The organism is Streptomyces sp. NPDC032745, from assembly GCF_055579465.1.
Genome location: NZ_JBVING010000001.1, coordinates 62,029 through 85,574, shown reverse-complemented (window position 1 = coordinate 85,574; position 23,546 = coordinate 62,029). Strand labels below are relative to the sequence as shown.

The following is a 23,546-nucleotide window of genomic DNA, read 5'->3' as shown; positions in this document are numbered from 1 at the left end:
CGATCCGAACACCGTGAGCTGCGCCATCTACGCGCGTAGGCAATGCTCGGTTACGCTCGTCAGCGTGAACGCATCTGTTACCGACCCCTTCGCCGACGCCACCGCCGCAGCCGCCCGCCTGCGTGAGCTGACCGGCGCCGAAACCCACGATGTCGCCCTCGTCATGGGCTCCGGCTGGGCCCCCGCCGCAGAGGCGCTGGGCGCGCCCGAGGCCGAGTTCCCCGTCACCGAGCTGCCCGGCTTCCCGCCGCCCGCGGTCGAGGGCCACGGCGGCAAGATCCGCTCGTACAAGATCGGCGACAAGCGTGCGCTGCTCTTCCTCGGCCGGACCCACTACTACGAGGGCCGCGGCGTCGCCGCCGTCGCCCACGGCGTGCGCACCGCCGTCGCCGCCGGCTGCAAGACCATCGTCCTGACCAACGGCTGCGGCGGTCTGCGCGAGGGCATGAAGCCCGGCCAGCCCGTCCTGATCAGCGACCACCTCAACCTGACGGCCGCCTCGCCGATCGTCGGCGCGAACTTCGTGGACCTGACCGACCTGTACTCGCCGCGCCTGCGCGCGATGTGCAAGGAGATCGACGAGACGCTCGAAGAGGGCGTCTACGTCCAGTTCCCCGGCCCGCACTACGAGACCCCGGCCGAGATCAACATGATCCGCGTCATGGGCGCCGACCTGGTCGGCATGTCCACGGTCCTCGAGGCGATCGCCGCCCGCGAGGCCGGCGCCGAGGTGCTCGGCATCTCCCTGGTCACCAACCTGGCGGCGGGCCTCTCCGGCGAGCCGCTGAACCACGAAGAGGTGCTCCAGGCCGGCCGTGACTCGGCCGCGCGCATGGGCAAGCTGCTGACCCAGGTCCTCGCCCGCATCTGAGGCATCGGCACCGTACGAGAAAAGACCGTACGAGAGACAAGGCGGAAGTAGTGCAGGAACAGGACGACCTGATCACCCGGGCCCAGGCCTGGCTGGCGGAGGACCCGGACCCGGAGACGGCCCAGGAGCTCGCGAAGCTCATCGAGGCCGGGGACGTCACGGAGCTGGCGGACCGGTTCTCCGGCACCCTCCAGTTCGGCACGGCCGGACTGCGCGGCGAGATCGGCGCGGGCCCGATGCGGATGAACCGCTCGGTGGTCATCCGGGCCGCTGCGGGCCTCGCGGCCTACCTGAAGGCCCAGGGTCACGCCGGCGGCCTCGTCGTCGTCGGCTACGACGCGCGGTACAAGTCCGCGGACTTCGCCCGCGACACCGCCGCCGTGATGACCGGCGCGGGCCTGCGCGCGGCCGTCCTGCCCCGCCCGCTGCCGACGCCCGTCCTCGCGTACGCCATACGGCACCTGGGTGCCGTCGCCGGCGTCGAGGTGACCGCGAGCCACAACCCGCCCCGGGACAACGGCTACAAGGTCTACCTCGGCGACGGCTCGCAGATCGTGTCCCCCGCGGACACGGAGATCGCCGCGGAGATCGGGCGCGTGGAGACCCTCGCCTCGGTCCCCCGTCCGGAATCCGGCTGGGAGGACCTCGGCGACGAGGTCCTGGAGGCCTACCTGGCCCGTACGGACGCCGTCCTGACCCCCGGCTCCCCCCGGGGCGTGCGGACCGTCTACACGGCCATGCACGGCGTCGGCAAGGACGTCGTCCTGGCGGCCTTCGCCCGGGCCGGCTTCCCGGAGCCGGTGCTGGTCGCCGAGCAGGCGGAGCCGGACCCGGCCTTCCCGACGGTGGCCTTCCCGAACCCGGAGGAGCCGGGTGCCATGGACCTGGCCTTCGCCAAGGCCGCCGAGGCGGGCCCGGACATCGTGATCGCGAACGACCCGGACGCGGACCGCTGCGCGGTGGCCGTACCGGACGACGCGGCGGCGACCGGCTGGCGCATGCTCCGCGGCGACGAGGTCGGCGCGCTGCTGGCGGCCCACCTGGTCCACAAGGGGGCGCAGGGCGTCTTCGCGGAGTCGATCGTGTCGTCCTCGCTCCTGGGCCGGATCGCGGAGGCGGCGGGCGTCGGCTACGAGGAGACCCTCACCGGCTTCAAGTGGATCGCCCGCGTGGAGGGCCTGCGCTACGGCTACGAGGAGGCGCTCGGCTACTGCGTGGACCCCGAGGGCGTCCGCGACAAGGACGGCGTCACCGCCGCCCTGCTGGTGGCGGAGCTGGCCTCGGAGCTCAAGGAGCAGGGCCGTACGCTGACCGACCTGCTGGACGACCTGGCCATGGAGCACGGCCTGCACCACACCGACCAGCTGTCGGTCCGCGTCTCGGACCTGACGGTCATCGCCTCGGCGATGGCTGCGCTGCGGGCGGAGCCGCCGGTGTCGCTGGCGGGCCTGCGGGTCTCCTCGGCGGAGGACCTGAGCCGGGGTACGGCGACGCTGCCGCCCACGGACGGCCTGCGCTACCACCTGGAGGGCGACTACAAGGCCCGGGTGATCGTGCGGCCGTCGGGCACGGAGCCGAAGCTGAAGTGCTACCTGGAGGTCGTGGTCCCGGTGGCGGACGCCGCGGACCTCGCGCCGGCCCGCACCCGCGGCCAGGAGATCCTGGACGCGGTCAAGAAGGACCTGTCGGCGGCCGCCGGGATCTAGGGGGTGTCCGGCGGGTCAGGGTCGCCCCGGGCCCGGCCATGATCCGCCGGACACCCCTTAGCCGGCGCCCGCCCCGCGACGGCCCCCCGAGCTCCGGCCCGGGGGCCGTCGGCGTTGCCGGGACGTACGCACGACGGGCCGCGTCCGCAGGCACCGATCGTTGCCGCCGCGGCTTGATGATCATTAGGTTGGGCCCATGCAGCCGACTTTCGTACTGGTCCACGGAGCCTTCTCCAACTCCTTCGCCTTCGCACCGCTCCAGGCCGAACTCGGCCTCCTGGGGCACCGTTCGGTCGCCGTCGACCTGCCCGGCCACGGTTTCGCGGCGACCTACACCCGCGCCTACCAGACGCCGCAGGACCCGGCGGGCCTCGCCGCGGCGCCCGGCTCGATCAAGGGCGTCACGCTCGCCGACAGTGCCGCGCACCTGATAGGGGTCCTGGAACGGGCCAAGCGGAACGGGCCGGTGATCCTCGTCTCGCACAGCCGCGGCGGCATGACGGCCACGGTCGCGGCCAACGCGCGGCCCGACCTGATCGACCGCATCGTGTACGTCTCGGCCTGGTGCCCCGTCGATCTCCCGGTCGGCGACTACTACGCCGAGCCGGAGATGGCCTCGGTCGACTCCGCCGCCCTGGGCCTGGCCCTGGCCGGCAACCCGGCCGAACTCGGCCTGCTCCGCGTCAACTTCCGTACCGCGGACCCGGACGCCCTCGCGGCCTTCAAGGCTGCCTTCCTCGCCGACGGCACCGAGGAGGAGTTCCTGGCCTTCCTCAACACCTTCCAGCCCGACGAGAACCTGGACACCGGCACCTCCGACGACCGGGCGCAGGCCGGGACCTGGGGCCGCATCCCGAAGACCTACGTCCGCCTGGCCGACGACGCGAGCCTTCCGCTCGCCCTGCAGGACCGGCTGATCCGCGAGGGCGACGCGCTGACGCCGCAGAACCCGTACGACGTCCGCACCCTCGGAGGCAGCCACCTGAAGTGGCTGGTCGACCCGGCGCCGGCGGCCCGCGTCCTGGGCGAACTCGCGGCGCGGGCGGGCTAGCTGCCTGGCCGCCTGGCCGCCTGGCCGCCTGGCCGCCTAACGGGAAGCCGAGGGCGCCGGGGTCGGGGTCGGGCGGACTAGTTCGCCCAGGGTGGGGACCGATTCCGGGCGGGAGCGGACCGCTTCGGTGCACTCCCACGCCCGCGGCGGATCCGCGTCCGGCCCGCCCAGCACCACCGGCCCCGGCCCGGCCGACACCGCCTCGCTGCCCGCCAGCGTGCACACCACCTGCGACAGCGCCACCGGCGGCAGGTCCTCCGGCTTGCGGCTGAGCCGTATCGTGCCCGCCGGATCGCCCGGTCGCGCCGGCGCGACCGTCAGCCCGTCGGGGACGGACGTCGTGAAGCCCGCGTCCCGCTCCTCCGCCGACGGCTCCCGCTCCAGCGCCTCCAGCAGCGCCTCGGCGACCAGCACCACGGGGTCGCGCACCGGCTTCTTCTCCGGCACCGGCACCACCCGCTCCACGCCGACCAGCTGCGATCCGCACACGAGCTCCACCGTGGCCCGGAAGCCCTGTACCCCGGTCTGCAGCTCCGGGGTGTCGCACGACACCCGTGAAGGCGCCGGACCGACGTCCACCGGCACCGTCGTCGCCCTGATCCCGCACCCGGACCCCAGCCCCGACACCAGGCCCGACACCAGCAGGAGCACCACTGCCCTACGCGTCCGCGTCACCGGCGATCACCTTCCCCACGTCCACCGGCAGCCGCAGCGTGAACAGCGCGCCGCCCTCAGGCCCGTTGGCGGCGGTGATGTCACCGCCGTGGATGTGCGCGTTCTCCACGGCGATCGACAGGCCCAGCCCGCTCCCGTCCGACTTCGGCCGCGAGGCGCTCGCCTTGTAGAACCGGTCGAAGACGTGCGGCAGCACCTCCTCCGGGATGCCCGGCCCGTTGTCCTGGACCGCGATCACCAGCCACTCGCCCTCGACGACCACCGACACCCGCACCGGCGAGCCGCCGTGCTTGAGCGCGTTGCCGATCAGGTTGGCGAGGATGACGTCGAGCCGGCGCGGGTCGAGCCGCGCCACGATGCCGCGCTCGGCGTCGAGTTCGACCGCGTCGAGCCACGCCCGCGCGTCGATGCACGCCGTCACCTGGTCGGCGACGTCCACGTCGTCCAGCACGAGCCGCGCCGTCCCCGCGTCGAAGCGGGTGACCTCCATCAGGTTCTCCACCAGGATGTTCAGCCGCCGGGTCTCGCTGACCACCAGCGCCACCGCCGGTGCGATCATCGGATCGAGGTCTTCTACCTCCTCCTCCAGCACCTCGGCGACCGCCGTCAACGCCGTCAGCGGAGTGCGCAGTTCGTGCGACATGTCCGCGACGAAGCGCCGACTGGCCTCCTCCCGGGCGCTCATGTCGGCGACCTTCTTCTCCAGCGCCTCGGCCGTCTTGTTGAACGTGTGCGACAGATCGGCGAGTTCGTCGGTCCCCGACACGTCGAGCCGGTGGTCCAGCTCGCCCTCGCCGAGGCGCCGCGCCGCGTCCCCCAGCCGCTGTACGGGCTTGAGGACGGTCCGGGCCGCGGCCTGCGCCAGCAGCGCCGACCCGAGCAGTGCGAGGCCCGTGGCGATGGTCAGCGACCAGCCCAGCGCGTTCAGGTCGTCCCGCTCCTGCGCGAGGGACTTGTACATGTAGCCGGTCGGCCCGCCGCCCACGATCCGCGTCCCGCCGACCAGGTACGGATTGCCGCGCGGCTTCGTCCGCTGCCAGTACATGTGGTACTCGGAGTCGTTCGCCGCCGTCGCCTTCTGCTGGTCGTTCACGGCACGCTGCAGCGAGGCCGGTACGTCGTCCAGCCCGAAGGAGTCGGGACCGGCAGCGCCGAACACCTTGCGGCCGGCCCGCTCGTCGACCAGCAGCACGCTGTAGCCGGGGCTGCTGCCCGCCATCAGCTCGGCGGTGCGCTGCATCTCCTCGGGCGTCGGGTCGGCGGGCAGCGCCGCGGCCCGGTTCTGCATCTCCTGGCGGAAGTCGCCGAGGGCCGCGTCCTGGGTACGGGTGAGCACCGCCTCGCGGTTGAGCCAGTACGCGATCCCGGACGCGGAGACCGCGGCCACCAGCGCGACCAGGCAGAACACCATCAGGAGCCGCAGCCGCAGGCTGGTCCAGCGCCGGCCCGCGAACAGGGCTTTGATCACTGCGGCGAGTCCAGCCGGTAGCCGACACCACGGACGGTCCGGATGAGGGTGGGCGAGGACGGCACTTCCTCGACCTTGGCGCGCAGCCGCTGGACACAGGCGTCCACGAGCCGGGAGTCGCCGAGGTAGTCGTGCTCCCAGACCAGCCGCAGCAGCTGCTGCCGGGAGAGCGCCTGCCCGGGCCGGCGGCTGAGCTCCAGGAGCAGCCGCAGCTCGGTCGGCGTCAGCTGGAGGTCCTCGCCGTTCTTCGTGACCGTCATCGCGGACCGGTCGATGACCAGGGACCCGAAGACCGCGGAATCGCTGGCCTCCCGTTCCCCGCGGCGCAGCACGGCCCGGATCCGGGCGTCGAGCACCCGGCCCTGGACCGGCTTGACGACGTAGTCGTCGGCGCCGGACTCCAGGCCCACCACCACGTCGATGTCGTCACTGCGCGCGGTGAGCAGGATGATCGGCAGCTGGTCGGTGCGGCGGATACGCCGGCACACCTCGAAACCGTCGATCCCGGGCAGCATCACGTCCAGCACGATCAGGTCCGGCCGCTGCTCGCGCAGCAGTTTCAGGCCGTCCTCGCCCGTCGCCGCGGTGGCCACACGGTGGCCCTGGCGAGACAGGGAGAGTTCGAGGGCCGTGCGGATGGCGTCGTCGTCCTCGATCAGCAACAGGAAAGGCACGGGCTCATTCTGTCCCATCGACCGTTCGGAGTTCGACCGTCGGGTGCATGGGATCGCTCAGAGGTCGCTGTGACAGGCCTGTGACAGTCGGCGGACACCCCGGTTAAGTCGGCCGGGCAGTCTTCTACCAACGAACCGAGCAGGACCAGAAGCAGACTCCACGACGGGGGGCGCGAGATGAACACGCTGCACAGCACCACGACCAGCGCGGTTGTCACGCGGCTGCACGATGTGAACCGCCGGGCAGGTGTCCGTTCGGTGACGGTCGCCCGTCCGCGGCCGGCGCACACGGTGGCCATCGACGCGAACACGTACCGCCCTTCCGTCCCGGAGCAGCACACGCCCGAGCTCTCCTCCACCTCGGAGGCCGAGTTCACGGCGTACGTCCAGGAGCGGCGGGCCGCCCTGTACGCGACGGCCTTCCACCTGACCGGCGACCGTTACGAGGCCGAGGACCTGCTGCAGAGCGCGCTGTTCTCCACGTACCGCGCCTGGGACCGGATCAGCGACAAGGCGGCCGTCGGCGGGTACCTGCGGCGCACGATGACGAACCTGCACATCAGCGCATGGCGCCGGCGGAAGCTGAACGAGTACCCGACCGAGGACCTCCCGGAGACGGCCTCGGACACGGACGCGATGCGGGGTACGGAGCTGCGCGCGGTGCTGTGGCAGGCGCTGGCCCGCATCCCGGAGCCGCAGCGCACGATGCTGGTGCTGCGGTACTACGAGGGCCGCACGGACCCGGAGATCGCGGAGATCCTGGGCATCAGCGTCGGCACCGTGAAGTCGAGCATCTGGCGGTCGCTGCGGCGCCTGCGGGACGACGAGGTGCTGAGCTTCGGCCGCGATGAGGCGGAGTCCTTCGAGGAGCTCGTCGCGTAACGCGGCACACCACAGACCATGGGCCAGGGGGCCCGTCCTACGGGGGTGGGACGGGGGCCTGCGGGGGGAGAAGGCGGGATCAGGCGGCCGGGGGTCCGCATGATCCCGCCTTCTCGTATGCACGGGCTGAACGGGCGCAGGCGGGCAGCGGGGCGCCGGCGAAGGCAGACCCGGGGGCTCCGGCCTGCCACCGGGGCTCCGCCCCGGACCCCGCGCCTCAAACGCCGGCGGGGCTGATTTCGCCGCTACGCCGGGGCGGCCGCGCGGTGGCGGCCCGCTGCGCAGGCGGCCAGGCGGCCGAGGGCCGCGTCACGGTTGCAGGCGTACGCGCCGAGGGCGGTGTGCCGGGCCACGATGCCCCGCTCCGCCCGCATCAGCCGCCAGCCCCTGCGCAGCAGGAACGGCAGCGACTTGCGGCCCTCGCGCAGATCCCGCATCAGCCTGCGCCGGAACGTCGTCGACGGCCGCCCGCGCAGGCAGATGGCGTCCGCCAGCAGCCCCAGTTCCTGGCACCGGGCCACGATGTCCGCCGCGAAGATTCCCTCCGCGATGAAGAGCGGGGTGCGGGAGATGTCCAGCGTCTCGGTACCCGTACGGGAGGACGTGGCGATGGAGTACACCGGCACCTCGGTACGGCCTGCCCCGCAGAGTTCCACGATCGCGGCGACCGCCACGTCCGCGTCCCAGGACAGCGGGGAGTCCCAGTCGATGTCGGAGCTGCCCTCGACCAGCGGGAGGGTCGGGTCGTCACCCTCCTTGTAGAAGTCGTCCAGGCGCAGCACCGGCAGCCCGGAACGGGCAGCCAACCTGGACTTGCCGGAGCCCGAAGGCCCGGTCAACAGGACGACACGCGTAGGCAAAGGAGAGGAAGAGCTCACGGGACACCAGTCTGAACCATTCCCCCGCGCAGGGGATGCCTCCGGTGGCCGGTTGGTATCCAGGATCACACCTCAACTACGCTGCGTGCGCACGCGACTACGACCTCAGGCGGGATCCCCAATGGCACGTCACGCAGCCCCCGGCAGCTCAACGCTGCGCTCCGCAGGCCTCACGCTCTCCATGGCCGGTGCGGCCCTGGCCATGGCCGCCGGCGGCGCCCAGGCCGGTGAGCTCTCGGTCCCGGCGGCCCTCGCCGGGGTCACCGACCCCATCTCGAACCTCAAGGTGAACCCCCTCGCGCACACCGGCGTGGACCCGCTCGACAACGGCGTGGCCACCAAGGTCGCCGACTTCCCGGCGGTCGGCACCACCATGGTCACGGGGGTCCTGACGCAGGGGCCGTCCATCGGCGAGCTGCCCGAGGCGGCCGCGTCCTCGCTGCTCGGCCCGCTGCTGCCGAAGTAGCCGGAGGCACCGGGGCGCGAAAAGGCCCCGGCAGCACGGGGGACGCTGCCGGGGCCGGTTTCGGAGGGGATCTCTCAGTACGAGGATCCGCCCGAGCCCAGCGAACCCGTGGGGTGCCAGACCGTCTTCGTCTCCAGGAACGCCGTCATGCGCGACGTGCCCGGGTCGGCGCTCCAGTCGTCCACAGGCTGTGGACGCAGGACGCGCTTGAGGTTGTCGGCCGCCGCGATCTCCAGCTCCTTGGCCAGCGCCGCGTCGGCACCGGCCAGGTCGATCGCGTTGACGTCCTGGTGGGACGCCAGGTGCGGGCCCATCTCGGCGGCCTTGCCGGACAGGATGTTGACGACGCCGCCCGGCAGGTCGGAGGTGGCCAGCACCTCGCCCAGGGACAGGGCCGGAAGCGGCGCCTTCTCCGAGGTGATCACGACCGCCGTGTTGCCCGTCGCGATCACCGGGGCGATCACGGAGATCAGGCCCAGGAAGGACGAGTCCTGCGGGGCCACGACCGTGACGACACCGGTCGGCTCCGGGGTGGAGAGGTTGAAGAACGGGCCCGCGACCGGGTTGGCCCCGCCCACGATCTGGCCGATCTTGTCGGTCCAGCCCGCGTACCAGACCCAGCGGTCGATGGCCGCGTCGACGACCGCGGCCGCCTTCGACTTGGACAGGCCCTCGGCCTCGCCGACCTCGCGGACGAACTGCTCGCGTCGGCCCTCCAGCATCTCGGCGATGCGGTAGAGGATCTGCCCGCGGTTGTACGCGGTCGCGCCGGACCAGCCGCCGAAGGCCTTGCGGGCCGCGACGACCGCGTCACGCGCGTCCTTGCGGGAGGACAGCGGGGCGTTGGCCAGCCACTTGCCCTTGCCACCCGACGATGTTTTCGCCGTCACCTCGTACACCCGGCCGCTCTCGGAGCGGGGGAACTTGCCCCCGACGTACAGCTTGTAGGTCTTGAAGACGCTCAGTCGCGCCGAAGACTCAGACATCGAGGTAGCCCTCCAGGCCGTGACGGCCGCCTTCGCGCCCGAAGCCCGACTCCTTGTAGCCGCCGAAGGGCGAGGTCGGGTCGAACTTGTTGAACGTGTTGGCCCACACCACACCGGCGCGGAGCTTGTTCGCGACCGCGAGGATGCGCGAACCCTTCTCCGTCCAGATGCCGGCGGACAGGCCGTACTGGCTGTTGTTGGCCTTGGCGACGGCCTCGTCCGGCGTACGGAAGGTCAGCACGGACAGCACCGGGCCGAAGATCTCGTCGCGGGCGACGGTGTGCGCCTGGGTGACGTTCGTGAAGAGCGTCGGGGCGAACCAGTAGCCGGCGGACGGCAGCTCGCACGCCGGGGACCAGCGCTCGGCGCCCTCGGCCTCGCCGGTCTCCGCGAGCGCGGTGATCCGGGCGAGCTGCTCGGCGGAGTTGATCGCTCCGATGTCGGTGTTCTTGTCGAGCGGGTCGCCCAGGCGCAGGGTGCTCAGGCGGCGCTTGAGGGAGTCCAGCAGCTCGTCGTGGATCGACTCCTGGACCAGCAGGCGCGAGCCCGCGCAGCAGACCTGGCCCTGGTTGAAGAAGATGCCGTTGACGATGCCCTCGACGGCCTGGTCGATGGGGGCGTCGTCGAAGACGATGTTGGCGCCCTTGCCGCCCAGCTCCAGGGTGACCTTCTTGTCCGTACCGGCGATCTGGCGGGCGATGGCCTTGCCGACCGCGGTCGAGCCGGTGAAGGCGACCTTGTTGACGTCCGGGTGCTCGACGAGGGCCGCGCCCGCGTCGCCGTAACCCGTGAGGATGTTGACGACACCCTTGGGCAGGCCCGCCTGACGGCAGATGTCCGCGAAGAACAGGGCGGTGAGCGGGGTCGTCTCGGCGGGCTTGAGGACGACGGTGTTGCCGGTGGCGAGCGCCGGGGCGATCTTCCACGCCAGCATCAGCAGCGGGAAGTTCCACGGGATGACCTGGCCGGCCACGCCGAGCGGGCGCGGGTTCGCGCCGTAGCCCGCGTGGTCGAGCTTGTCGGCCCAGCCCGCGTAGTAGAAGAAGTGCGCGGCGACGAGCGGGAGGTCCGCGTCGCGGGTCTCCTTGATCGGCTTGCCGTTGTCCAGGGTCTCCAGGACGGCCAGCTCGCGGCTGCGCTCCTGGATGATCCGGGCGATGCGGAAGAGGTACTTGGCGCGCTCGGAGCCGGGCAGCGCCGACCAGGTCACGAAGGCCTTGCGGGCGGCCTTGACGGCGCGGTCCACGTCGGCGGCGCCGGCCTGGGCGACCTCGGAGAGGACCTCCTCGGACGACGGGGAGACGGTCTTGAAGACCTTGCCGTCGGCGGCGTCGGTGAACTCGCCGTCGATGAAGAGCCCGTACGAAGGGGCGATGTCGACGACGGAACGCGACTCGGGGGCCGGTGCGTACTCGAAAAGGGATGCCATGGTGATCAGTCCACCGTCACGTAGTCGGGACCGGAGTAACGGCCGGTGCTCAGCTTCTGGCGCTGCATCAACAGGTCGTTGAGCAGGCTGGAGGCGCCGAAGCGGAACCAGTGGTTGGACAGCCAGTCCTCGCCCACGGTCTCGTTGACCAGGACCAGGAACTTGATGGCGTCCTTGGTGGTCCGGATGCCGCCGGCCGGCTTCACGCCGATCTGGATTCCAGTCTGCGCCTTGAAGTCGCGGACGGCCTCGAGCATCAGCAGCGTGTTGGCGGGGGTGGCGTTGACGCCGACCTTGCCGGTGGAGGTCTTGATGAAGTCGGCGCCCGCGAGCATGCCGATCCAGGAGGCCCGGCGGATGTTGTCGTACGTCGACAGCTCGCCGGTCTCGAAGATGACCTTGAGACGGGCGGCGGTGCCGTCGGGGCGTACGCACGCCTCCTTGATGGCCTTGATCAGCTCGTACGTCTCCAGGTAGCGGCCGGCGAGGAAGGCGCCACGGTCGATGACCATGTCGATCTCGTCGGCGCCGGCGGCGACGGCGTCACGGGTGTCCGCGAGCTTGACGGGCAGCGCGGCGCGGCCGGCCGGGAAGGCCGTCGCGACGGAGGCCACCTTGACGTCGGCGCCGTTCAGGGCGGCCTTGGCGGTGGCCACCATGTCGGGGTAGACGCAGACCGCGGCGGTCATGGGAGTCGTACGGTCGGTCGGGTCGGGATTGGCGGCCTTGGCGGAGAGCGCTCGGACCTTGCCCGGGGTGTCCGCACCCTCAAGCGTGGTCAGGTCGATCATCGAAATAGCCAGGTCAATGGCGTAGGCCTTGGCCGTGGTCTTGATCGAACGGGTACCGAGCGCGGCCGCGCGGGCCTCCAGGCCGACGGCGTCTACGCCGGGCAGCCCGTGCAGGAAGCGGCGCAGCGCGCTGTCGGACGTCGTCACGTCAGCGAATGCGGTGAGGGTGGTGGGCATGGTCACAAGATGAGCATATCTACGCGCGTAGCGGCCTGTCACCCCCCGCGGCCGCACATCTGTGCGGGCTTGGCCACATCCGGGCGGGGCAGGGGTCGGGCCGGGTCCGCGTCTGCGGACCGCTGACCTCCGCTTTTCCCGTTACACGACGAAGACGGGAACCCCATCGTCCGGTCGAACAAGATCCGTAAATTTCTCTTCAGCAGCCCGCCAGACCTCACCGGATGAAAGCTTCGGCAGAGAACCCGTAGAGAAAAGGGGCATGCGACTCTCCCACCTTCCCGCGACACAGCTTCCAGGAGTCGTTATGCGTACCGCCCTCCGCACCTCGATCGTCACCGCCGCCCTCGCCGGGGTCCTGCTCGCGCCGGCCGCGACGGCACTCGCCGCGCCCGCCCAGCAGGCCGTCACCTCGGTGACCGCGATGTCCACCGTGTCTGCGGCTCCGTCGGGCAAGGGCCGCTACGACGGCGAGGTCCACCTCGTCGCCGACGGCCGGATCGCGGTGCTGCGCAACGACGTCGAGGGCCCCGAGGTCTGGATCCGCGCCGTCGGCGCCGACTGGAAGCCGGCCGACGGCGTGGCGGGCCGCGTACTGGCGAAGCTGGACCCCTCGAACCGGGTCGCGGTCGTCGACGGCATCCAGTACAAGCTCTCCGAGGGGAACCCCGGCCAGTACGGGCTCGCCGTCCGCGTGCTGACCGAGGGGGCCGCGGACTTCTACGAGCTGCCGAAGGCCGCGCCGACCACCACGCCCTCCGCCAAGCCGTCGGCCCAGCCCTCCGCCAAGGTCACCGCGCAGCCGACCGCCAAGGTCACCGTCAAGCCGGCCGCCGACGTGAAGCCGCAGACGGGCGCACAGACCGTGGTCGTCCCGCAGGGCGCGGTCGCCGCCGGCGCGGAGATCGCCGCCGAGGACACCGACAACGGGACCACGATGGCCGCCGGCGCGGGTCTCCTCGCGATCCTCGCCGGGCTCGGTGTGGCCCTCATGGCCCGCACCCGCCGCGCCCGCAACGGCGCCTGAGCAGCACCCCTGCCCTTACGGTTCCTCCCCGTTCCTCCTTCCGGCGGGCCACCTCCACGGTGGCCCGCCGGGCCCGTTTCCCGGAGCACCCCATGGCCCACCGCGTCCGCCCCCTGCTCGCCACCGCCCTGCTCGGCCCGCTCGCCCTCGCCGCCCTGACCGGCTGCGGCGGTGCACCGGCCGCGGCCACGCCCCCGCCGCACATCGCCGCGGCCACCGCGCCCGCCGCGGCGTCGTCCGCCCCGACGGCGGCCGCGCCCGCCGCCCCGCTGCCCGCCTCGGAGCCCGTACGGGTACGGATCCCCGCGGCCGGGGTGGACGCGGGCCCGCTGCTGGAACTGGGCCTGGCCGCCGACGGCACCGTCGAGGTGCCCTCCGTGCCGGACGGGGACCGGATCGGCTGGTACACCAAGGCCGTCACCCCGGGCGAGACCGGCCCGGCCGTGCTGATCGGGCACTTCGACACCGCACGCGGCCCGGCCGTCCTGCGCAACGTCTCGAAGATCCGCACCGGTGACGAGATCACCGTCTCCCGGGCGGACGGCACCACCGCCGTCTTCCGGGTGCGCGAGCTGGAACAGGTCGACAAGAAGAGCTTCCCGACCGCCAAGGTGTACGGGAACACCGCGCGCCCCGAGCTGCGGCTGATCACCTGCGGCGGCGAGATCACCGCCGGCCACCGCCCCGACAACATCATCGTGTACGCCGATCTCGTGGGCTGAGACGGCTTGAGGCAGAATCGGGCTCATGAGCAGCCAGCAGCCCACTGACGAACCGGTGTACGACGACCGGGTCTACCGCTCCCCCATGGCCCTCGTCACCGGTGTTCTGCTGCTCGCGCTCATCGCGTGGCTCTGCGGGGACGCCATCGTGCGGGGATCGGGGAACGCCCCGTGGTTCGCCGCGGCGGTCGCCCTGCTGGCCGTACCGCTGACCGTGGCCTTCACCATCCGTCCGGCCGTCTTCGCCAACGACAACCGGATGCGCGTACGGAACCCGTTCCGGATCATCGAGCTGCCCTGGGCCGCCGTGGACGCGGTGCGTGCCGGGTACTCGGCGGAGGTGCTGGCCGAGGGGTCGAAGTACCAGCTGTGGTCCGTCCCGGTCTCGCTGCGCGAGCGGAAGAAGGCGAACCGGCAGCAGCTCTCCCGCCGCGGCGGGCTCACCGGCAAGGGACTCGGCTCGCCCGAGGGCGGCGGCGACGCGGCGGCCGCCGCCGCCGCCGAACCGCAGCGGGCCCACGCGGACCAGGTGGTGGACGAGCTGCGGGAGCTGGCCGAGCGCGGCGCCTCGCGGGCCGGCGCCCAGGGCAGCGTGCGCGTGCGGTGGTCGTACGAGGTCATCGCGCCCGCCGTCGCGGGCGCGGTGTTCCTGATCGTCCTCCTCGCCACCCGCTGACGGCGGGCCCACGACGCCGGCTGCGGCACCTCGCCGCGTTGCCGGAACGCCCGGATACACCCGGATACACCCGGTATGAGGATGCTCCTGCGCCTTGCGATGCACCGCACCCGACGCCGCGCGCCGATCCACCGGGGATTACGGGACAGCCCTCAGGCGCGGGGGATGCCGAGGCCGGTGAGGGCCGCGGCCAGGGCGCGGCCGCAGAACCCGGCCACGATCGTGTGCAGCGGCCGGCGTGCGCCGCCGCGTGCTGCTGTGCGTCGTACGGGGCTGCGTCGTGCGGGCATGGCTGTTCTCCTTCGGCTGCCGGCGGTGGCCGCGCCCACTGTGCGGGTCCGCAGCGGTAGCGGAGGCTGGTGCGTCACCGACCCGCCGGGGCTTCATCCGATCGGATCGTCATATGCCTCCTGCTCGCCGAATCCGACCGGAACCGCAGCCACCGGGCGCTGCGTCCTCGCAGGTGTGCAGCGCAACGAGGTCGGCCGCAGTGCCGCCACCGCCATTCACCTCCGGCTCCGGCTCCTGGGCGGGGGGCTGCTGATCGCTCATCTCCTCCTCGTCGGCTGGCTGACTCTGCGGCCCCTGGACGTGCCCTGGGCGGCCGCCGCCAATCTGACACCGCTGGAGGGGATCCGGGCGGACCTCTCGTACGGACCGCTCGAGGCGGTCCGGCGGATCGGGGAGGGGCTGGCGCTGCTCGCCCCGCTCGGGGTGCTGCTGCCGATCGTCAACGGGAACCTGGCGCCCTCGCCGCTGGCCGCGTGGTCCTCGCTGGGCCGGACCGCCGCCGCGGGCGCGCTGGTCTCGCTCAGCATCGAGATGCTCCAGAGCGCGGTACCCGGGCAGGTGGTCGACGTGGACTCGGTCCTGCTGAACGGCCTCGGCGTGGTGCTCGCGCACGTGGCCGTCGTACCGGCGCTGCGTGCGCGGCTACGGCGCTCGCAGCGCTCCCCTCAGGGCTCTACCCCGAGAATTCCCAGGGTCGGCCTCGGTCCGTGGACCGACGTTCTGTCAGCAGTGCCGCGGGAGTATTGAGGCATCGCGGGAACCCGCCATTACCGACCGTTCTGGTGGCCCGCAGAGCCCACAGAGGAGAAACCATGAGCGCCATTGCCCGCCCCCGTGACGGCCGCTGGATCGGCGGCGTCTGCGCCGGACTGGCGCGCCGCTTCGGAATTTCCGCGAATACGATGCGCCTGATATTCGTCGTCTCGTGCCTGCTGCCCGGCCCGCAGTTCCTGATCTACCTGGCGCTGTGGGTGCTCCTGCCCAACGAGAAGTCCGCCGCGGGCGCCTGGTAGCACGTCCGGGGCGGCTCAGCCCGCGCTGCGGACCTTCTCGAGCTGCTTGTCCGCCACCTCGTGCGGGACCTGCGGCTTCTGCTGGGCCGCGGCCGCCGCCACGTTGAGGGCCATCAACCGCACGACGGTGGCGCCCTGGCGTACGACGACCACGTGGACCTGCGCGGAGACCCCTTGGGCGGCCGCGGTCGTGGTCCAGCTGACGCTCTCGTCGCCGGCCGTCTTGTACTCGGCCGGCCGTACGTCGCGGTAGCTGCCGCTCTGCTTGTCGACGGTGGCGGAGAAGCCGGTACCGCAGGCGGCGACCGCATCCTTCAGCCGGGAGATCAGGGCCTTGGCGTCGCTTTCGGCGTAGGAGCTGACGGAGGCGGAGACGGCCAGGCCGACCTGCTTCTGGGAGCCGATGCCGCGGTTGACGGTCTCGCGGGCGGCCGGGTCGGGCTTGTCGCCCATGATGTCGGCCAGGGGCTGGCAGGCCTTGCGGTCGGCCTGCGGCTGGCCGTCGGGGGCGTTCGGGTTCTTGCCCTGCGCGGAGACCTGGTAGCCGGGCAGATCGCCCTGTTCGAGCGCGGAGCGCTCCAGCCTGCTCGCCCCGGCCTTCGGCGCGGCCGAGCCGCTCGGGGCGCCGCCCGGTGACGCGGCGGGAGAGCCTGCGGGGGCGGAACCCTTCGGATCGGGCGCCTTGCCGGCCGCGGGGGCGTCCTTGCTGCTGCATCCCACGGCTCCCAGGAGGAGGGCGGGGAGCAGGGCGGCGGTGGCCGCTCCGACCGTGACTCGTGCGTTCAAGCGCATGACCGATGACCTCATACCCAGTGCGTCGGCGGGCAGTTGGTGGTGATCGTGGCACACGGCACGACGTGGCACACACCCGATCGAACCGGCGTGCGCCACGTGCGTGCGCATGCGAATCATCCGCAGACGAATCCGCGGACGGATCCGGCGGGATCAGCCGCCGAGCGCGCCGCCGATGGGCAGGCCGCCGAGCGTGGGGCCGACCGCGTCGGTGATCTGGTTGAGGGGGGCGGCCGGGTCGCTCTGCTGGCCACCCCCGGGGCTCACCTGCTGCTGGCTCGTGAGCCCCTGGGTGGCGCCGGTGACGGTACCCAGAGCGTCGGAGAGACCGATCGCGGAGGCCGAGGCGGAACCGGCGGCGGCGGCGACGAAGGCGGCACCGAGGGCGGCGGCACCGAGGGTCTTGGCAGCTGACTTCTTCATGAAGATTGAGTCCTTGCGACGGGGAATTGAGCGGCTCCGCAAACTAGTCACGCCAAACCCCCGGCCGCAAACATACGTAAATATGAGAAAGCGCCCGGGAATTGCTCCTCCCGGGCGCTTTCCTTACGTCATGCCATGGCCTAGACCGATACAGAACCGCTGGTCGAAGCGGTCTGCTGGAACAGCCATTCCGACTTCAGCTCCGCGTAACCGGGCTTGATGACCTCATTGATCATGGCCAGTCGTTCATCGAAAGGAATGAACGCGGACTTCATCGCATTGACGGTGAACCACTGCATGTCGTCGAGCGTGTAGCCGAAGGTGTCGACCAGGTGCTCGAACTCGCGGCTCATGCTGGTGCCGCTCATCAGCCGGTTGTCGGTGTTGACCGTCAGGCGGAAGTGCAGCTTGCGCAGCAGGCCGATCGGGTGCTCGGCGTACGAGGCGGCCGCGGCGGTCTGCAGGTTCGAGGTGGGGCACATCTCCAGGGGGATGCGCTTGTCCCGGACGTACGAGGCCAGCCGGCCCAGCTTCACCGAGCCGTCGGCGGCGACCTCGATGTCGTCGATGATCTTCACGCCGTGGCCCAGGCGGTCGGCGCCGCACCACTGCAGGGCCTGCCAGATCGACGGCAGGCCGAAGGCCTCGCCCGCGTGGATGGTGAAGTGGTTGTTCTCGCGCTTGAGGTACTCGAACGCGTCGAGGTGGCGGGTGGGAGGGAACCCGGCCTCGGCGCCGGCGATGTCGAAGCCGACCACGCCGTTGTCGCGGTAGCGGTTCGCCAGCTCGGCGATCTCCAGGGCGCGGGCGGCGTGGCGCATCGCGGTGAGCAGCGCGCCGACGCGGATGCGGTGGCCGCTCGCCTTCGCGCGGCGCTCACCCTCGCGGAAGCCGTCGTTCACGGCCTCGACGACCTCTTCGAGGGTCAGGCCGGCTTCCAGGTGCTGCTCGGGGGCGTAGCGGATCTCGGCGTACACGACGCCGTCCTCGGCCAGGTCCTCGGCGCACTCGGCGGCGACGCGGAACAGCGCCGCCTTCGTCTGCATGACGGCGCACGTGTGCGCGAACGTCTCCAGGTAGCGGGGCAGGGAGCCGGAGTCGGCGGCTTCGCGGAACCAGATGCCGAGCTTGTCGGCGTCCGTCTCGGGAAGGCTCTCGTAGCCGGCCTCGCGGGCCAGCTCGATGATGGTCCCGGGGCGCAGACCACCGTCGAGGTGGTCGTGGAGCAGCACCTTCGGGGAGCGGCGGATCTGATCCGGGGTCGGCAGGTTGGGGGTCTCGCTCGTCATCCGGGCACTCTACTCCTACGCGCGTAGAGCAGCGCGTCGGCGACGGGGGTCGATACGTAACAGAGACCGTACGGACGGGTCGCGTACACCTGTCAGTCTGAGAATGTTCCGCCATGGCACAGCATGCGCCGCCGGCGCGCGGGGCCCGCCTGGGGCGGGCGGCCGGCGCGAACGGCTCGGTCCCGACGGGAAGCACAGTCAACGGAGCGGTCCTCCTGCTCCCCGGAGCGTCCAGATTGTTCCCCGGTCCGGTGCGTCCGCTCGCGCGGGCACTGGCCCGGGCGGGCGGGGCGGACGGGCTGGTCGCGCACACGGTCCTGCACGGCCGGGGGGCCTGCCGTGAGGACGACGCCCGGTGGGCGGCCGACGAGGTGGTGCGCCGGTACGGGGACGTACCGGTGTGCCTCGTCGGCTACGACGCGGGCGGCCGGGCGGCGCTGCGGGCGGCGGGCCACGACGCCGTCAACTCGGTGCTGGCGCTTGCCCCTTCCTTAGGCGAGGTGGTGTCGGCGGATTCCCCGGAACCGGTGAAACAGCTGTCGGGGCGGCAGGTGCTGATCGTGCACGGGACGAACGACGCGCGCAGCGATCCTGAAGCATCGTTTCGGCTGGCGGCGCAGGCGAAGAAGGCGAACCGGGCGACGTGCCGGTTCGAGGTGCACTCGGACGGGCACCGGCTGCGGGAGCACCAGGCGGAAGTCGTGGCACTGTCCGTGGATTTCGTCCTGGGGGCGATGTTCTCGGGGCGGTACTCGCGGCCGGTGACGGACGCGCTGGCGGCGCCGCCGCCGCTGGGGCTGCGGATGCCGCTCGCCTCCGGGTTCGGGCGGTCGCTGCGGGGCTGACCCGACCTGTCGGACGGGCGCGCCGCGCGTAGAGTGAGGAGTGGACTCGGGGTGCTCCTCTGCCGGAGGCGATGGGTCATGGCCGGATTGGTGTCCAGGAACTTCGACGAGCCGGACGAGACCCGACCGTTCGAGGACGGCATGGGTCGGCTGGATCTCTTCAACACCGAAGGCGGCGCGGTGGGTCGGGCGGTCTTCGAGCCGGGGTGGCGCTGGTCGCAGCACATCAAGCCGCTCGCGGGCACGGACAGCTGCCGGTCCGCCCACACCGGGTACGTGGTGAGCGGCCGGATGGTGATCGCGATGGACGACGGGGAGCAGGGCGAGATCGGCCCGGGCGACTTCATCCGGATCGCGCCCGGACACGACGCCTGGGTCGTCGGGGACGAGCCCTGTGTCGCCCTCGACTGGACCGGCTACACCGACTACGCCAAGCCCGCGTCCGGCTGACGCCGTCAGGAAACCGGCAACCAGACCGGGTTGGTGAAGGCCGCCATGGCGCCCGGGAGCGGCGGGGTGCCAGCGGGATGACGGACCTCGGCCCGGACGTAGGCGGAGCGGGCCGGGGTGGTGTGCCATTCCAGGGTGGTGGCGTCGGGGGCCGTGACGGCCAGGCCCTGATCGGTGATCAGCCGTAGTTCGCAGCCCGTGGCGCCCGTGACCGTGAGCCGGATCAGCACGTCCGCGTCCGGGGCCACCCGCAGGGGCTCCCCGATGCCGGCACGCTGCCCGCGGCCTCCGACGGCCTCGAAGCCGACCGCGACCTGTGCGGACTCGGCGGCGTAGCACCGGCCGGCCCGCATCCCGGCGAGGACGGCCTCCCGGGTCAGGTCCTCGGCGAGGACCACGGTCTGCGGGCCGCCGATGCGGTCCGGGTCGCGGTGGTGGTCGCTGTTGGCCACGGCGGGCAGCCACCGCTCGCCGTCGGCGCCGCGCAGGGTGGCGTCCCAGGAGGCCAGGGAGACCTCGTCGTCCGGGGTCCACGGGCCGTTCCAGACCTCGACCGCGTCGGCCTCGCCGAAGCCGAACTTCCAGGCGCAGCCGATGCAGGTGGCGTGCGGGTGGGCGGGCACGACCAGCCCTCCCGCGCCCCTTATGGCACGGGCGAACCGCCCGAAGCGGCCCTCGCGCGCCCGGTAGCGCCAGTCGACGAAGGTCCCCGGGTCGGTGCCTACCGCGAGGACGTGTCCGGTGCGGGTGGTGATCTCCTCGCCGGTCAGGATCAGCAGGTCCGGCGACAGCGCGTCGGCCCAGGCGGCGTGCGCGGTGTGGGTGTTGTGCTCCGAGGAGTTGATGAAGTCCAGGCCGGCGGCCCGGGCGAGGCCGGCGATCTCGGCCGGGGTGCGGCGCCCGTCGGAGTGCACCGAGTGGATGTGGCAGTCGCCCCGGTACCAGGCCCGGCCGCGGCCGCGGGCCCGCTGGGGCGGGTAGACCGGGCGGGGGGTGCGGCCCGGGTCGCCGAAGGTGAAGCGTGCGGTGATCTCGTACGGGAGCCCCTGCGGGGCCACGGTGTACGGGCCGAGCAGTATGTGCCAGCGGCCGGCTCCGATCGGGCCGGGCACGTAGCCGGGGGTCGCGTCGTCGGCGCGCAGGAAGAACTCGCTGCGGGCGCCGCCGGACCAGCCACGGAAGCCGGCACCGCCGAGGGCTGTGCCGTGCTGGTCGAAAATGCCTATGTCGAGGGCGTTCCCGGGGGTGCCGGGCGGTACGGGCGGCTTCCCGTACGTGTAAGCCACTTTTAACTCGCGTACGCCGCGCGGCACATCGAGGGGTATCTCGACGAAGTCCGGGGCGCCGGGCGGGATCGTGCCGCGCAGGATCCGGGTGTCCGGCGAGGGGGCGGACAGGTGCGGGGTGGCGGCTGCGGCGGCGCCGGTCGCACCGGTCGCCAGAACTTCACGTCGGGTGAGGGCCATGCCTCCACGGTGGCGGCGGTACGTGAATCCCGTGTGAATCCGGGGTGAGGGGTACCGGGTGTCCGAGCAGGGCCACGGCCCGGTCCCGGATGCGGGTCAGCCCGCCGTCGGGCGGTGGCGCGGACGTGGGCGCGCCCGTGCCGGGACGCGTCGAGCCGGGCGGCGGTGGTCGCGCCGGTCCGTCCGTACCCGCCGCTCCGCCCCCTCACGGTCGGAGGGCACCGGCGGACCCGGCGCGACCACCACGGTGCGCGCGCCGGCCCGTCGGGCGGCGGCCACCACGGCGGGGCGCGGGCTCAGCAGGACCGCCATGGGCCCCCGCCCGGTCCTGCGAACCCGCTCCCGCTCCCCCGTCACCGCGTTTCCCCCTTCACCCGGTGTGACCACTGTGCCGGTCCGGCACATCCACGAGGCGCCCGACCGGGGGTCGTCTTGCCGCCTTGCGGGAACACGAGGGGTTTATAAACATCCGTAATCCGGGACGAATACGCATATGCCAGCCGACGAAGCCGACCAGCCGCGCGGGGGCGACCTGAGCCGCGCCGCCCGGCGGCTGTACGCGTACGCCGTGGAGCGGCATTCGTTCGCCGCGGCCGAGGCCACCGAGGCCCTCGGGGCGCGGGCGGCCGCGGCGATCACCGAGCTGGCCGCCGCGCACCTGCTCCAGCGGGCTCCGGGCGACGGTCCGGAGCGGTGGAGCGCCGTGGCGCCGCGGGCGGCGGCGGCCCGGGCGCTGGCCCCGCTGGCCCTGCTCGTACGGGAGACCCACGACGAGATGGACCGGCTGCGCGGGCGGCTGGAGGCGCTGGTCCCGGCGTACGAGGCGGGGGCGGCGCACCTCGAACGGAACGGGTCGGGGCGGGCGAAGCTGGAGCTGGTCACCGACCTGGGGGCGGTGCGCGGGCTGATCGCCGAGCTGGTTGCGGGGTGCGAGCGGGAGCTGCTGGCCTCGCAGCCGGGCGGGGGCCGGCCGGTGGAGACGCTGGAGGAGGCGATCGGGCGCGACGAGTCGCTGCTGGCGCGGGGGGTGCGGATGCGCACGATCTACCAGCACACGGCCCGCTACTCGCGGCCCACGGCGGCGTACGTGGAGCGGGTGACGGCGCTGGGCGCGCAGGTACGGACCCTGGGCGACGCCCTGATGCGGATGCTGGTCTTCGACGGGCACACGGGGCTGATGGCGGTGCCGGACCGCAGCGGGGCGGCGCTGGTGGTGCGGGAGCCGGCGGTCGTGCACTTCATGACGTCGGCGTTCGAGCGGTGCTGGGTGGAAGCGGAGCCGTTCCCCACGACGGTGAGCCCGGACGCGGCCCGCTCGCTCTCGGACGAGTTGCGGCAGACGATCGTGCGGCTGCTGTCGGAGGGGCTGGAGGACAAGGTGATCGCGCGCCGGCTGGGCATGTCGGAGCGTACCTGCCAGCGCCACATCGCGGAGATCATGCGGGCGGTGGGCGCCAAGTCCCGTTTCCAGGCGGGCTATTTGCTCTCCTCGGCGGCGGCTCCTGCCGCCTCCGGGGGCGAAGCCGGGTCCTGACCGGGGTGCCAGCCGTGCAGCTCCGGGATCAGCCGGCCGCGCCGGGACAGCAGGAAACGCTTGAACTCGGCGACCGGCGGGGTGTCGGGGTGGCCGTCGAGCCAGGCGACGCCGATCTCGCGGACCGCGCGCGGGGCCGTCACCGTCAGCTCGACGACGCCGGGGCGGGCCACGGCCGGCGGCGGCAGCAGGGCCACGCCGAGGCCTGCCGCGACCAGTCCGCGCAGGGTCTCGGCCTCCTCGCCCTCGAAGGCCACGCGCGGGGTGAACCCTGCCTCCGCGCACAGGTCGTCGGTGATGCGGCGCAGGCCGTAGCCGGCCTCCAGGGTGACGAAGGTTTCCTCGGCGGCCTCCGCCAGGCGGATGCGCTTGCGGGTGGCCAGGCGGTGGTCGTCGGGGACCACCAGGCGCAGCCGCTGCACGTCCAGGCGGCGGGCGACCAGGTCGGGGGCGTCGGGGAGCGGTGAGGTCAGGCAGAGGTCGAGCTCGCCGGCCCGCAGCTTCTCGAGCATGGCCTCGCCGTAGTTCTGCACCAGGGAGAAGCGCACGCGCGGGTGGTCGGCGCGGAAGGTGCGGATCAGGCCGGGTACGGTCTCGGGGCCGAGGGTGTGCAGGAAGCCGAACGCCACCTTGCCGAAGGCCGGGTCGGCGTCCTGCTGCACCGACTCGGCGGCGCGGGCGATTTCGGCGAGGGCCCGCTCGGCCGAGGCGAGGAAGGTCCGGCCGGCCGTGGTGAGCGCGACGGTGCGGCCCTTGCGGGCGAACAGCGTGACGCCGAGGTCCTGTTCGAGCCGGACCATGGCCCGGGACAGGGTGGACTGCGGAACGCCCAGCTCGTGCGCGGCGCGGGTGACGTGCTCGTGGCGGGCGACGGCGGCGAAGTACGCCAGCCGCGGGGCCAGCAAACCTGTCACCGCGATGTCTTCTTCGTAACGGTTCATTTACAGGCGCCCCTCTGAGCTGC

At 72.5% G+C, this 23,546-nt stretch carries 26 protein-coding genes; 13 read left to right on the top strand and 13 right to left on the bottom strand.

Annotated features, from left to right (window positions below; genetic code table 11):
* Window positions 1-64 precede the first annotated feature (64 nt).
* The 3 genes from ACZ5WG_RS00430 to ACZ5WG_RS00420 all read left to right on the top strand — a co-directional run bounded on the left by ACZ5WG_RS00430 (window position 65) and on the right by ACZ5WG_RS00420 (window position 3,628).
* Complete coding sequence (locus ACZ5WG_RS00430; RefSeq protein WP_399245177.1) at window positions 65-871, top strand: purine-nucleoside phosphorylase; 807 nt, start codon at window positions 65-67, stop codon at window positions 869-871.
* A 50-nt stretch (window positions 872-921) separates the two neighbouring features.
* Window positions 922-2,577 carry a phospho-sugar mutase gene (locus ACZ5WG_RS00425; RefSeq protein ID WP_468719579.1) on the top strand — a complete coding sequence of 552 codons (1,656 nt, stop codon included), beginning with the start codon at window positions 922-924 and terminating at the stop codon, window positions 2,575-2,577.
* Between the two features lie 196 nt (window positions 2,578-2,773).
* Entirely contained in the window at window positions 2,774-3,628 is an 855-nt protein-coding gene (locus tag ACZ5WG_RS00420) for an alpha/beta hydrolase (protein ID WP_468719578.1), read from the top strand.
* 36 nt (window positions 3,629-3,664) lie between these two features.
* Here ACZ5WG_RS00420 and ACZ5WG_RS00415 read toward each other — a convergent pair whose 3' ends face one another.
* From ACZ5WG_RS00415 to afsQ1, 3 genes are read right to left on the bottom strand one after another with little or no spacing between them, the layout of a single operon-like run.
* Window positions 3,665-4,279: a hypothetical protein gene (locus tag ACZ5WG_RS00415; RefSeq protein ID WP_468720466.1), complete on the bottom strand. Its 615-nt coding sequence runs from the start codon at window positions 4,277-4,279 to the stop codon at window positions 3,665-3,667.
* A gap of 7 nt (window positions 4,280-4,286) precedes the next feature.
* On the bottom strand, window positions 4,287-5,714 hold the full coding sequence (locus ACZ5WG_RS00410) for a sensor histidine kinase (protein WP_468720465.1): 1,428 nt from the start codon (window positions 5,712-5,714) through the stop codon (window positions 4,287-4,289).
* A gap of 53 nt (window positions 5,715-5,767) precedes the next feature.
* Window positions 5,768-6,445, bottom strand: coding sequence for a two-component system response regulator AfsQ1 (afsQ1, locus tag ACZ5WG_RS00405; protein ID WP_362879846.1), 678 nt, complete (start codon window positions 6,443-6,445; stop codon window positions 5,768-5,770).
* 177 nt (window positions 6,446-6,622) lie between these two features.
* On the opposite strand from afsQ1, the gene ACZ5WG_RS00400 reads away from it, so the two are divergent.
* The gene (locus tag ACZ5WG_RS00400; protein ID WP_468719577.1) at window positions 6,623-7,327 is read left to right on the top strand and encodes a SigE family RNA polymerase sigma factor; all 705 of its coding nucleotides are present in this window, start codon (window positions 6,623-6,625) and stop codon (window positions 7,325-7,327) included.
* A gap of 245 nt (window positions 7,328-7,572) precedes the next feature.
* Here ACZ5WG_RS00400 and ACZ5WG_RS00395 read toward each other — a convergent pair whose 3' ends face one another.
* Window positions 7,573-8,271, bottom strand: coding sequence for a uridine kinase family protein (locus ACZ5WG_RS00395; protein ID WP_468720464.1), 699 nt, complete (start codon window positions 8,269-8,271; stop codon window positions 7,573-7,575).
* Between the two features lie 55 nt (window positions 8,272-8,326).
* Here ACZ5WG_RS00395 and ACZ5WG_RS00390 point away from each other — a divergent pair, with 55 nt between their 5' ends.
* On the top strand, window positions 8,327-8,671 hold the full coding sequence (locus ACZ5WG_RS00390; protein ID WP_468719575.1) for a hypothetical protein: 345 nt from the start codon (window positions 8,327-8,329) through the stop codon (window positions 8,669-8,671).
* Between the two features lie 74 nt (window positions 8,672-8,745).
* On the opposite strand, the gene ACZ5WG_RS00385 is transcribed toward ACZ5WG_RS00390, so the two are convergent.
* The 3 genes from ACZ5WG_RS00385 to deoC are packed head-to-tail and all read right to left on the bottom strand — an operon-like array spanning window position 8,746 to window position 12,054.
* A complete protein-coding gene (locus tag ACZ5WG_RS00385) occupies window positions 8,746-9,657 on the bottom strand; it encodes an aldehyde dehydrogenase family protein (RefSeq protein ID WP_468719573.1) in 912 nt (303 codons plus the stop codon).
* Window positions 9,650-11,086, bottom strand: coding sequence for an aldehyde dehydrogenase family protein (locus ACZ5WG_RS00380; protein ID WP_468719571.1), 1,437 nt, complete (start codon window positions 11,084-11,086; stop codon window positions 9,650-9,652). Before ACZ5WG_RS00380 ends, ACZ5WG_RS00385 begins: the two co-directional genes overlap by 8 nt.
* A gap of 5 nt (window positions 11,087-11,091) precedes the next feature.
* Window positions 11,092-12,054 (bottom strand): deoxyribose-phosphate aldolase, encoded by a 963-nt coding sequence (deoC, locus tag ACZ5WG_RS00375; protein ID WP_468720462.1) that lies wholly within the window; start codon window positions 12,052-12,054, stop codon window positions 11,092-11,094.
* Window positions 12,055-12,361: 307 nt separating this feature from the next.
* Between deoC and ACZ5WG_RS00370 the strand changes: the two genes are divergently transcribed.
* The 3 genes from ACZ5WG_RS00370 to ACZ5WG_RS00360 all read left to right on the top strand — a co-directional run bounded on the left by ACZ5WG_RS00370 (window position 12,362) and on the right by ACZ5WG_RS00360 (window position 14,479).
* Window positions 12,362-13,081 carry a hypothetical protein gene (locus ACZ5WG_RS00370; RefSeq protein WP_468719569.1) on the top strand — a complete coding sequence of 240 codons (720 nt, stop codon included), beginning with the start codon at window positions 12,362-12,364 and terminating at the stop codon, window positions 13,079-13,081.
* A gap of 92 nt (window positions 13,082-13,173) precedes the next feature.
* Entirely contained in the window at window positions 13,174-13,803 is a 630-nt protein-coding gene (locus tag ACZ5WG_RS00365) for a class F sortase (RefSeq protein WP_468719567.1), read from the top strand.
* Between the two features lie 25 nt (window positions 13,804-13,828).
* Window positions 13,829-14,479 carry a PH domain-containing protein gene (locus ACZ5WG_RS00360; protein WP_468719565.1) on the top strand — a complete coding sequence of 217 codons (651 nt, stop codon included), beginning with the start codon at window positions 13,829-13,831 and terminating at the stop codon, window positions 14,477-14,479.
* A 152-nt stretch (window positions 14,480-14,631) separates the two neighbouring features.
* Here ACZ5WG_RS00360 and ACZ5WG_RS00355 read toward each other — a convergent pair whose 3' ends face one another.
* A complete protein-coding gene (locus ACZ5WG_RS00355; protein WP_468719564.1) occupies window positions 14,632-14,769 on the bottom strand; it encodes a hypothetical protein in 138 nt (45 codons plus the stop codon).
* 175 nt (window positions 14,770-14,944) lie between these two features.
* Here ACZ5WG_RS00355 and ACZ5WG_RS00350 point away from each other — a divergent pair, with 175 nt between their 5' ends.
* Both ACZ5WG_RS00350 and ACZ5WG_RS00345 read left to right on the top strand, forming a co-directional pair.
* Window positions 14,945-15,517, top strand: a complete 573-nt coding sequence (locus ACZ5WG_RS00350; RefSeq protein ID WP_468719563.1) for a VanZ family protein — start codon at window positions 14,945-14,947, stop codon at window positions 15,515-15,517.
* A gap of 65 nt (window positions 15,518-15,582) precedes the next feature.
* Window positions 15,583-15,783 carry a PspC domain-containing protein gene (locus ACZ5WG_RS00345; RefSeq protein ID WP_468719561.1) on the top strand — a complete coding sequence of 67 codons (201 nt, stop codon included), beginning with the start codon at window positions 15,583-15,585 and terminating at the stop codon, window positions 15,781-15,783.
* A 15-nt stretch (window positions 15,784-15,798) separates the two neighbouring features.
* On the opposite strand, the gene ACZ5WG_RS00340 is transcribed toward ACZ5WG_RS00345, so the two are convergent.
* From ACZ5WG_RS00340 to ACZ5WG_RS00330, 3 genes are all read right to left on the bottom strand, one after another.
* Window positions 15,799-16,575: a hypothetical protein gene (locus ACZ5WG_RS00340; RefSeq protein WP_468719560.1), complete on the bottom strand. Its 777-nt coding sequence runs from the start codon at window positions 16,573-16,575 to the stop codon at window positions 15,799-15,801.
* A gap of 153 nt (window positions 16,576-16,728) precedes the next feature.
* The gene (locus tag ACZ5WG_RS00335) at window positions 16,729-16,998 is read right to left on the bottom strand and encodes a hypothetical protein (protein ID WP_468719558.1); all 270 of its coding nucleotides are present in this window, start codon (window positions 16,996-16,998) and stop codon (window positions 16,729-16,731) included.
* Window positions 16,999-17,138: 140 nt separating this feature from the next.
* On the bottom strand, window positions 17,139-18,287 hold the full coding sequence (locus tag ACZ5WG_RS00330) for an adenosine deaminase (RefSeq protein WP_399245152.1): 1,149 nt from the start codon (window positions 18,285-18,287) through the stop codon (window positions 17,139-17,141).
* A 113-nt stretch (window positions 18,288-18,400) separates the two neighbouring features.
* On the opposite strand from ACZ5WG_RS00330, the gene ACZ5WG_RS00325 reads away from it, so the two are divergent.
* A complete protein-coding gene (locus tag ACZ5WG_RS00325; protein ID WP_468719556.1) occupies window positions 18,401-19,132 on the top strand; it encodes an alpha/beta hydrolase in 732 nt (243 codons plus the stop codon).
* A gap of 78 nt (window positions 19,133-19,210) precedes the next feature.
* A complete protein-coding gene (locus ACZ5WG_RS00320) occupies window positions 19,211-19,582 on the top strand; it encodes a cupin domain-containing protein (protein ID WP_468719555.1) in 372 nt (123 codons plus the stop codon).
* Window positions 19,583-19,587: 5 nt separating this feature from the next.
* Here ACZ5WG_RS00320 and ACZ5WG_RS00315 read toward each other — a convergent pair whose 3' ends face one another.
* Complete coding sequence (locus ACZ5WG_RS00315; RefSeq protein ID WP_468719553.1) at window positions 19,588-21,048, bottom strand: CehA/McbA family metallohydrolase; 1,461 nt, start codon at window positions 21,046-21,048, stop codon at window positions 19,588-19,590.
* Window positions 21,049-21,541: 493 nt separating this feature from the next.
* On the opposite strand from ACZ5WG_RS00315, the gene ACZ5WG_RS00310 reads away from it, so the two are divergent.
* Window positions 21,542-22,582 (top strand): helix-turn-helix transcriptional regulator, encoded by a 1,041-nt coding sequence (locus ACZ5WG_RS00310; RefSeq protein ID WP_468719552.1) that lies wholly within the window; start codon window positions 21,542-21,544, stop codon window positions 22,580-22,582.
* On the opposite strand, the gene ACZ5WG_RS00305 is transcribed toward ACZ5WG_RS00310, so the two are convergent.
* Complete coding sequence (locus tag ACZ5WG_RS00305; protein ID WP_468719550.1) at window positions 22,525-23,523, bottom strand: LysR family transcriptional regulator; 999 nt, start codon at window positions 23,521-23,523, stop codon at window positions 22,525-22,527. The two genes, ACZ5WG_RS00310 and ACZ5WG_RS00305, sit on opposite strands and share 58 nt — an antisense overlap.
* Between the last annotated feature and the right edge of the window lie 23 nt (window positions 23,524-23,546).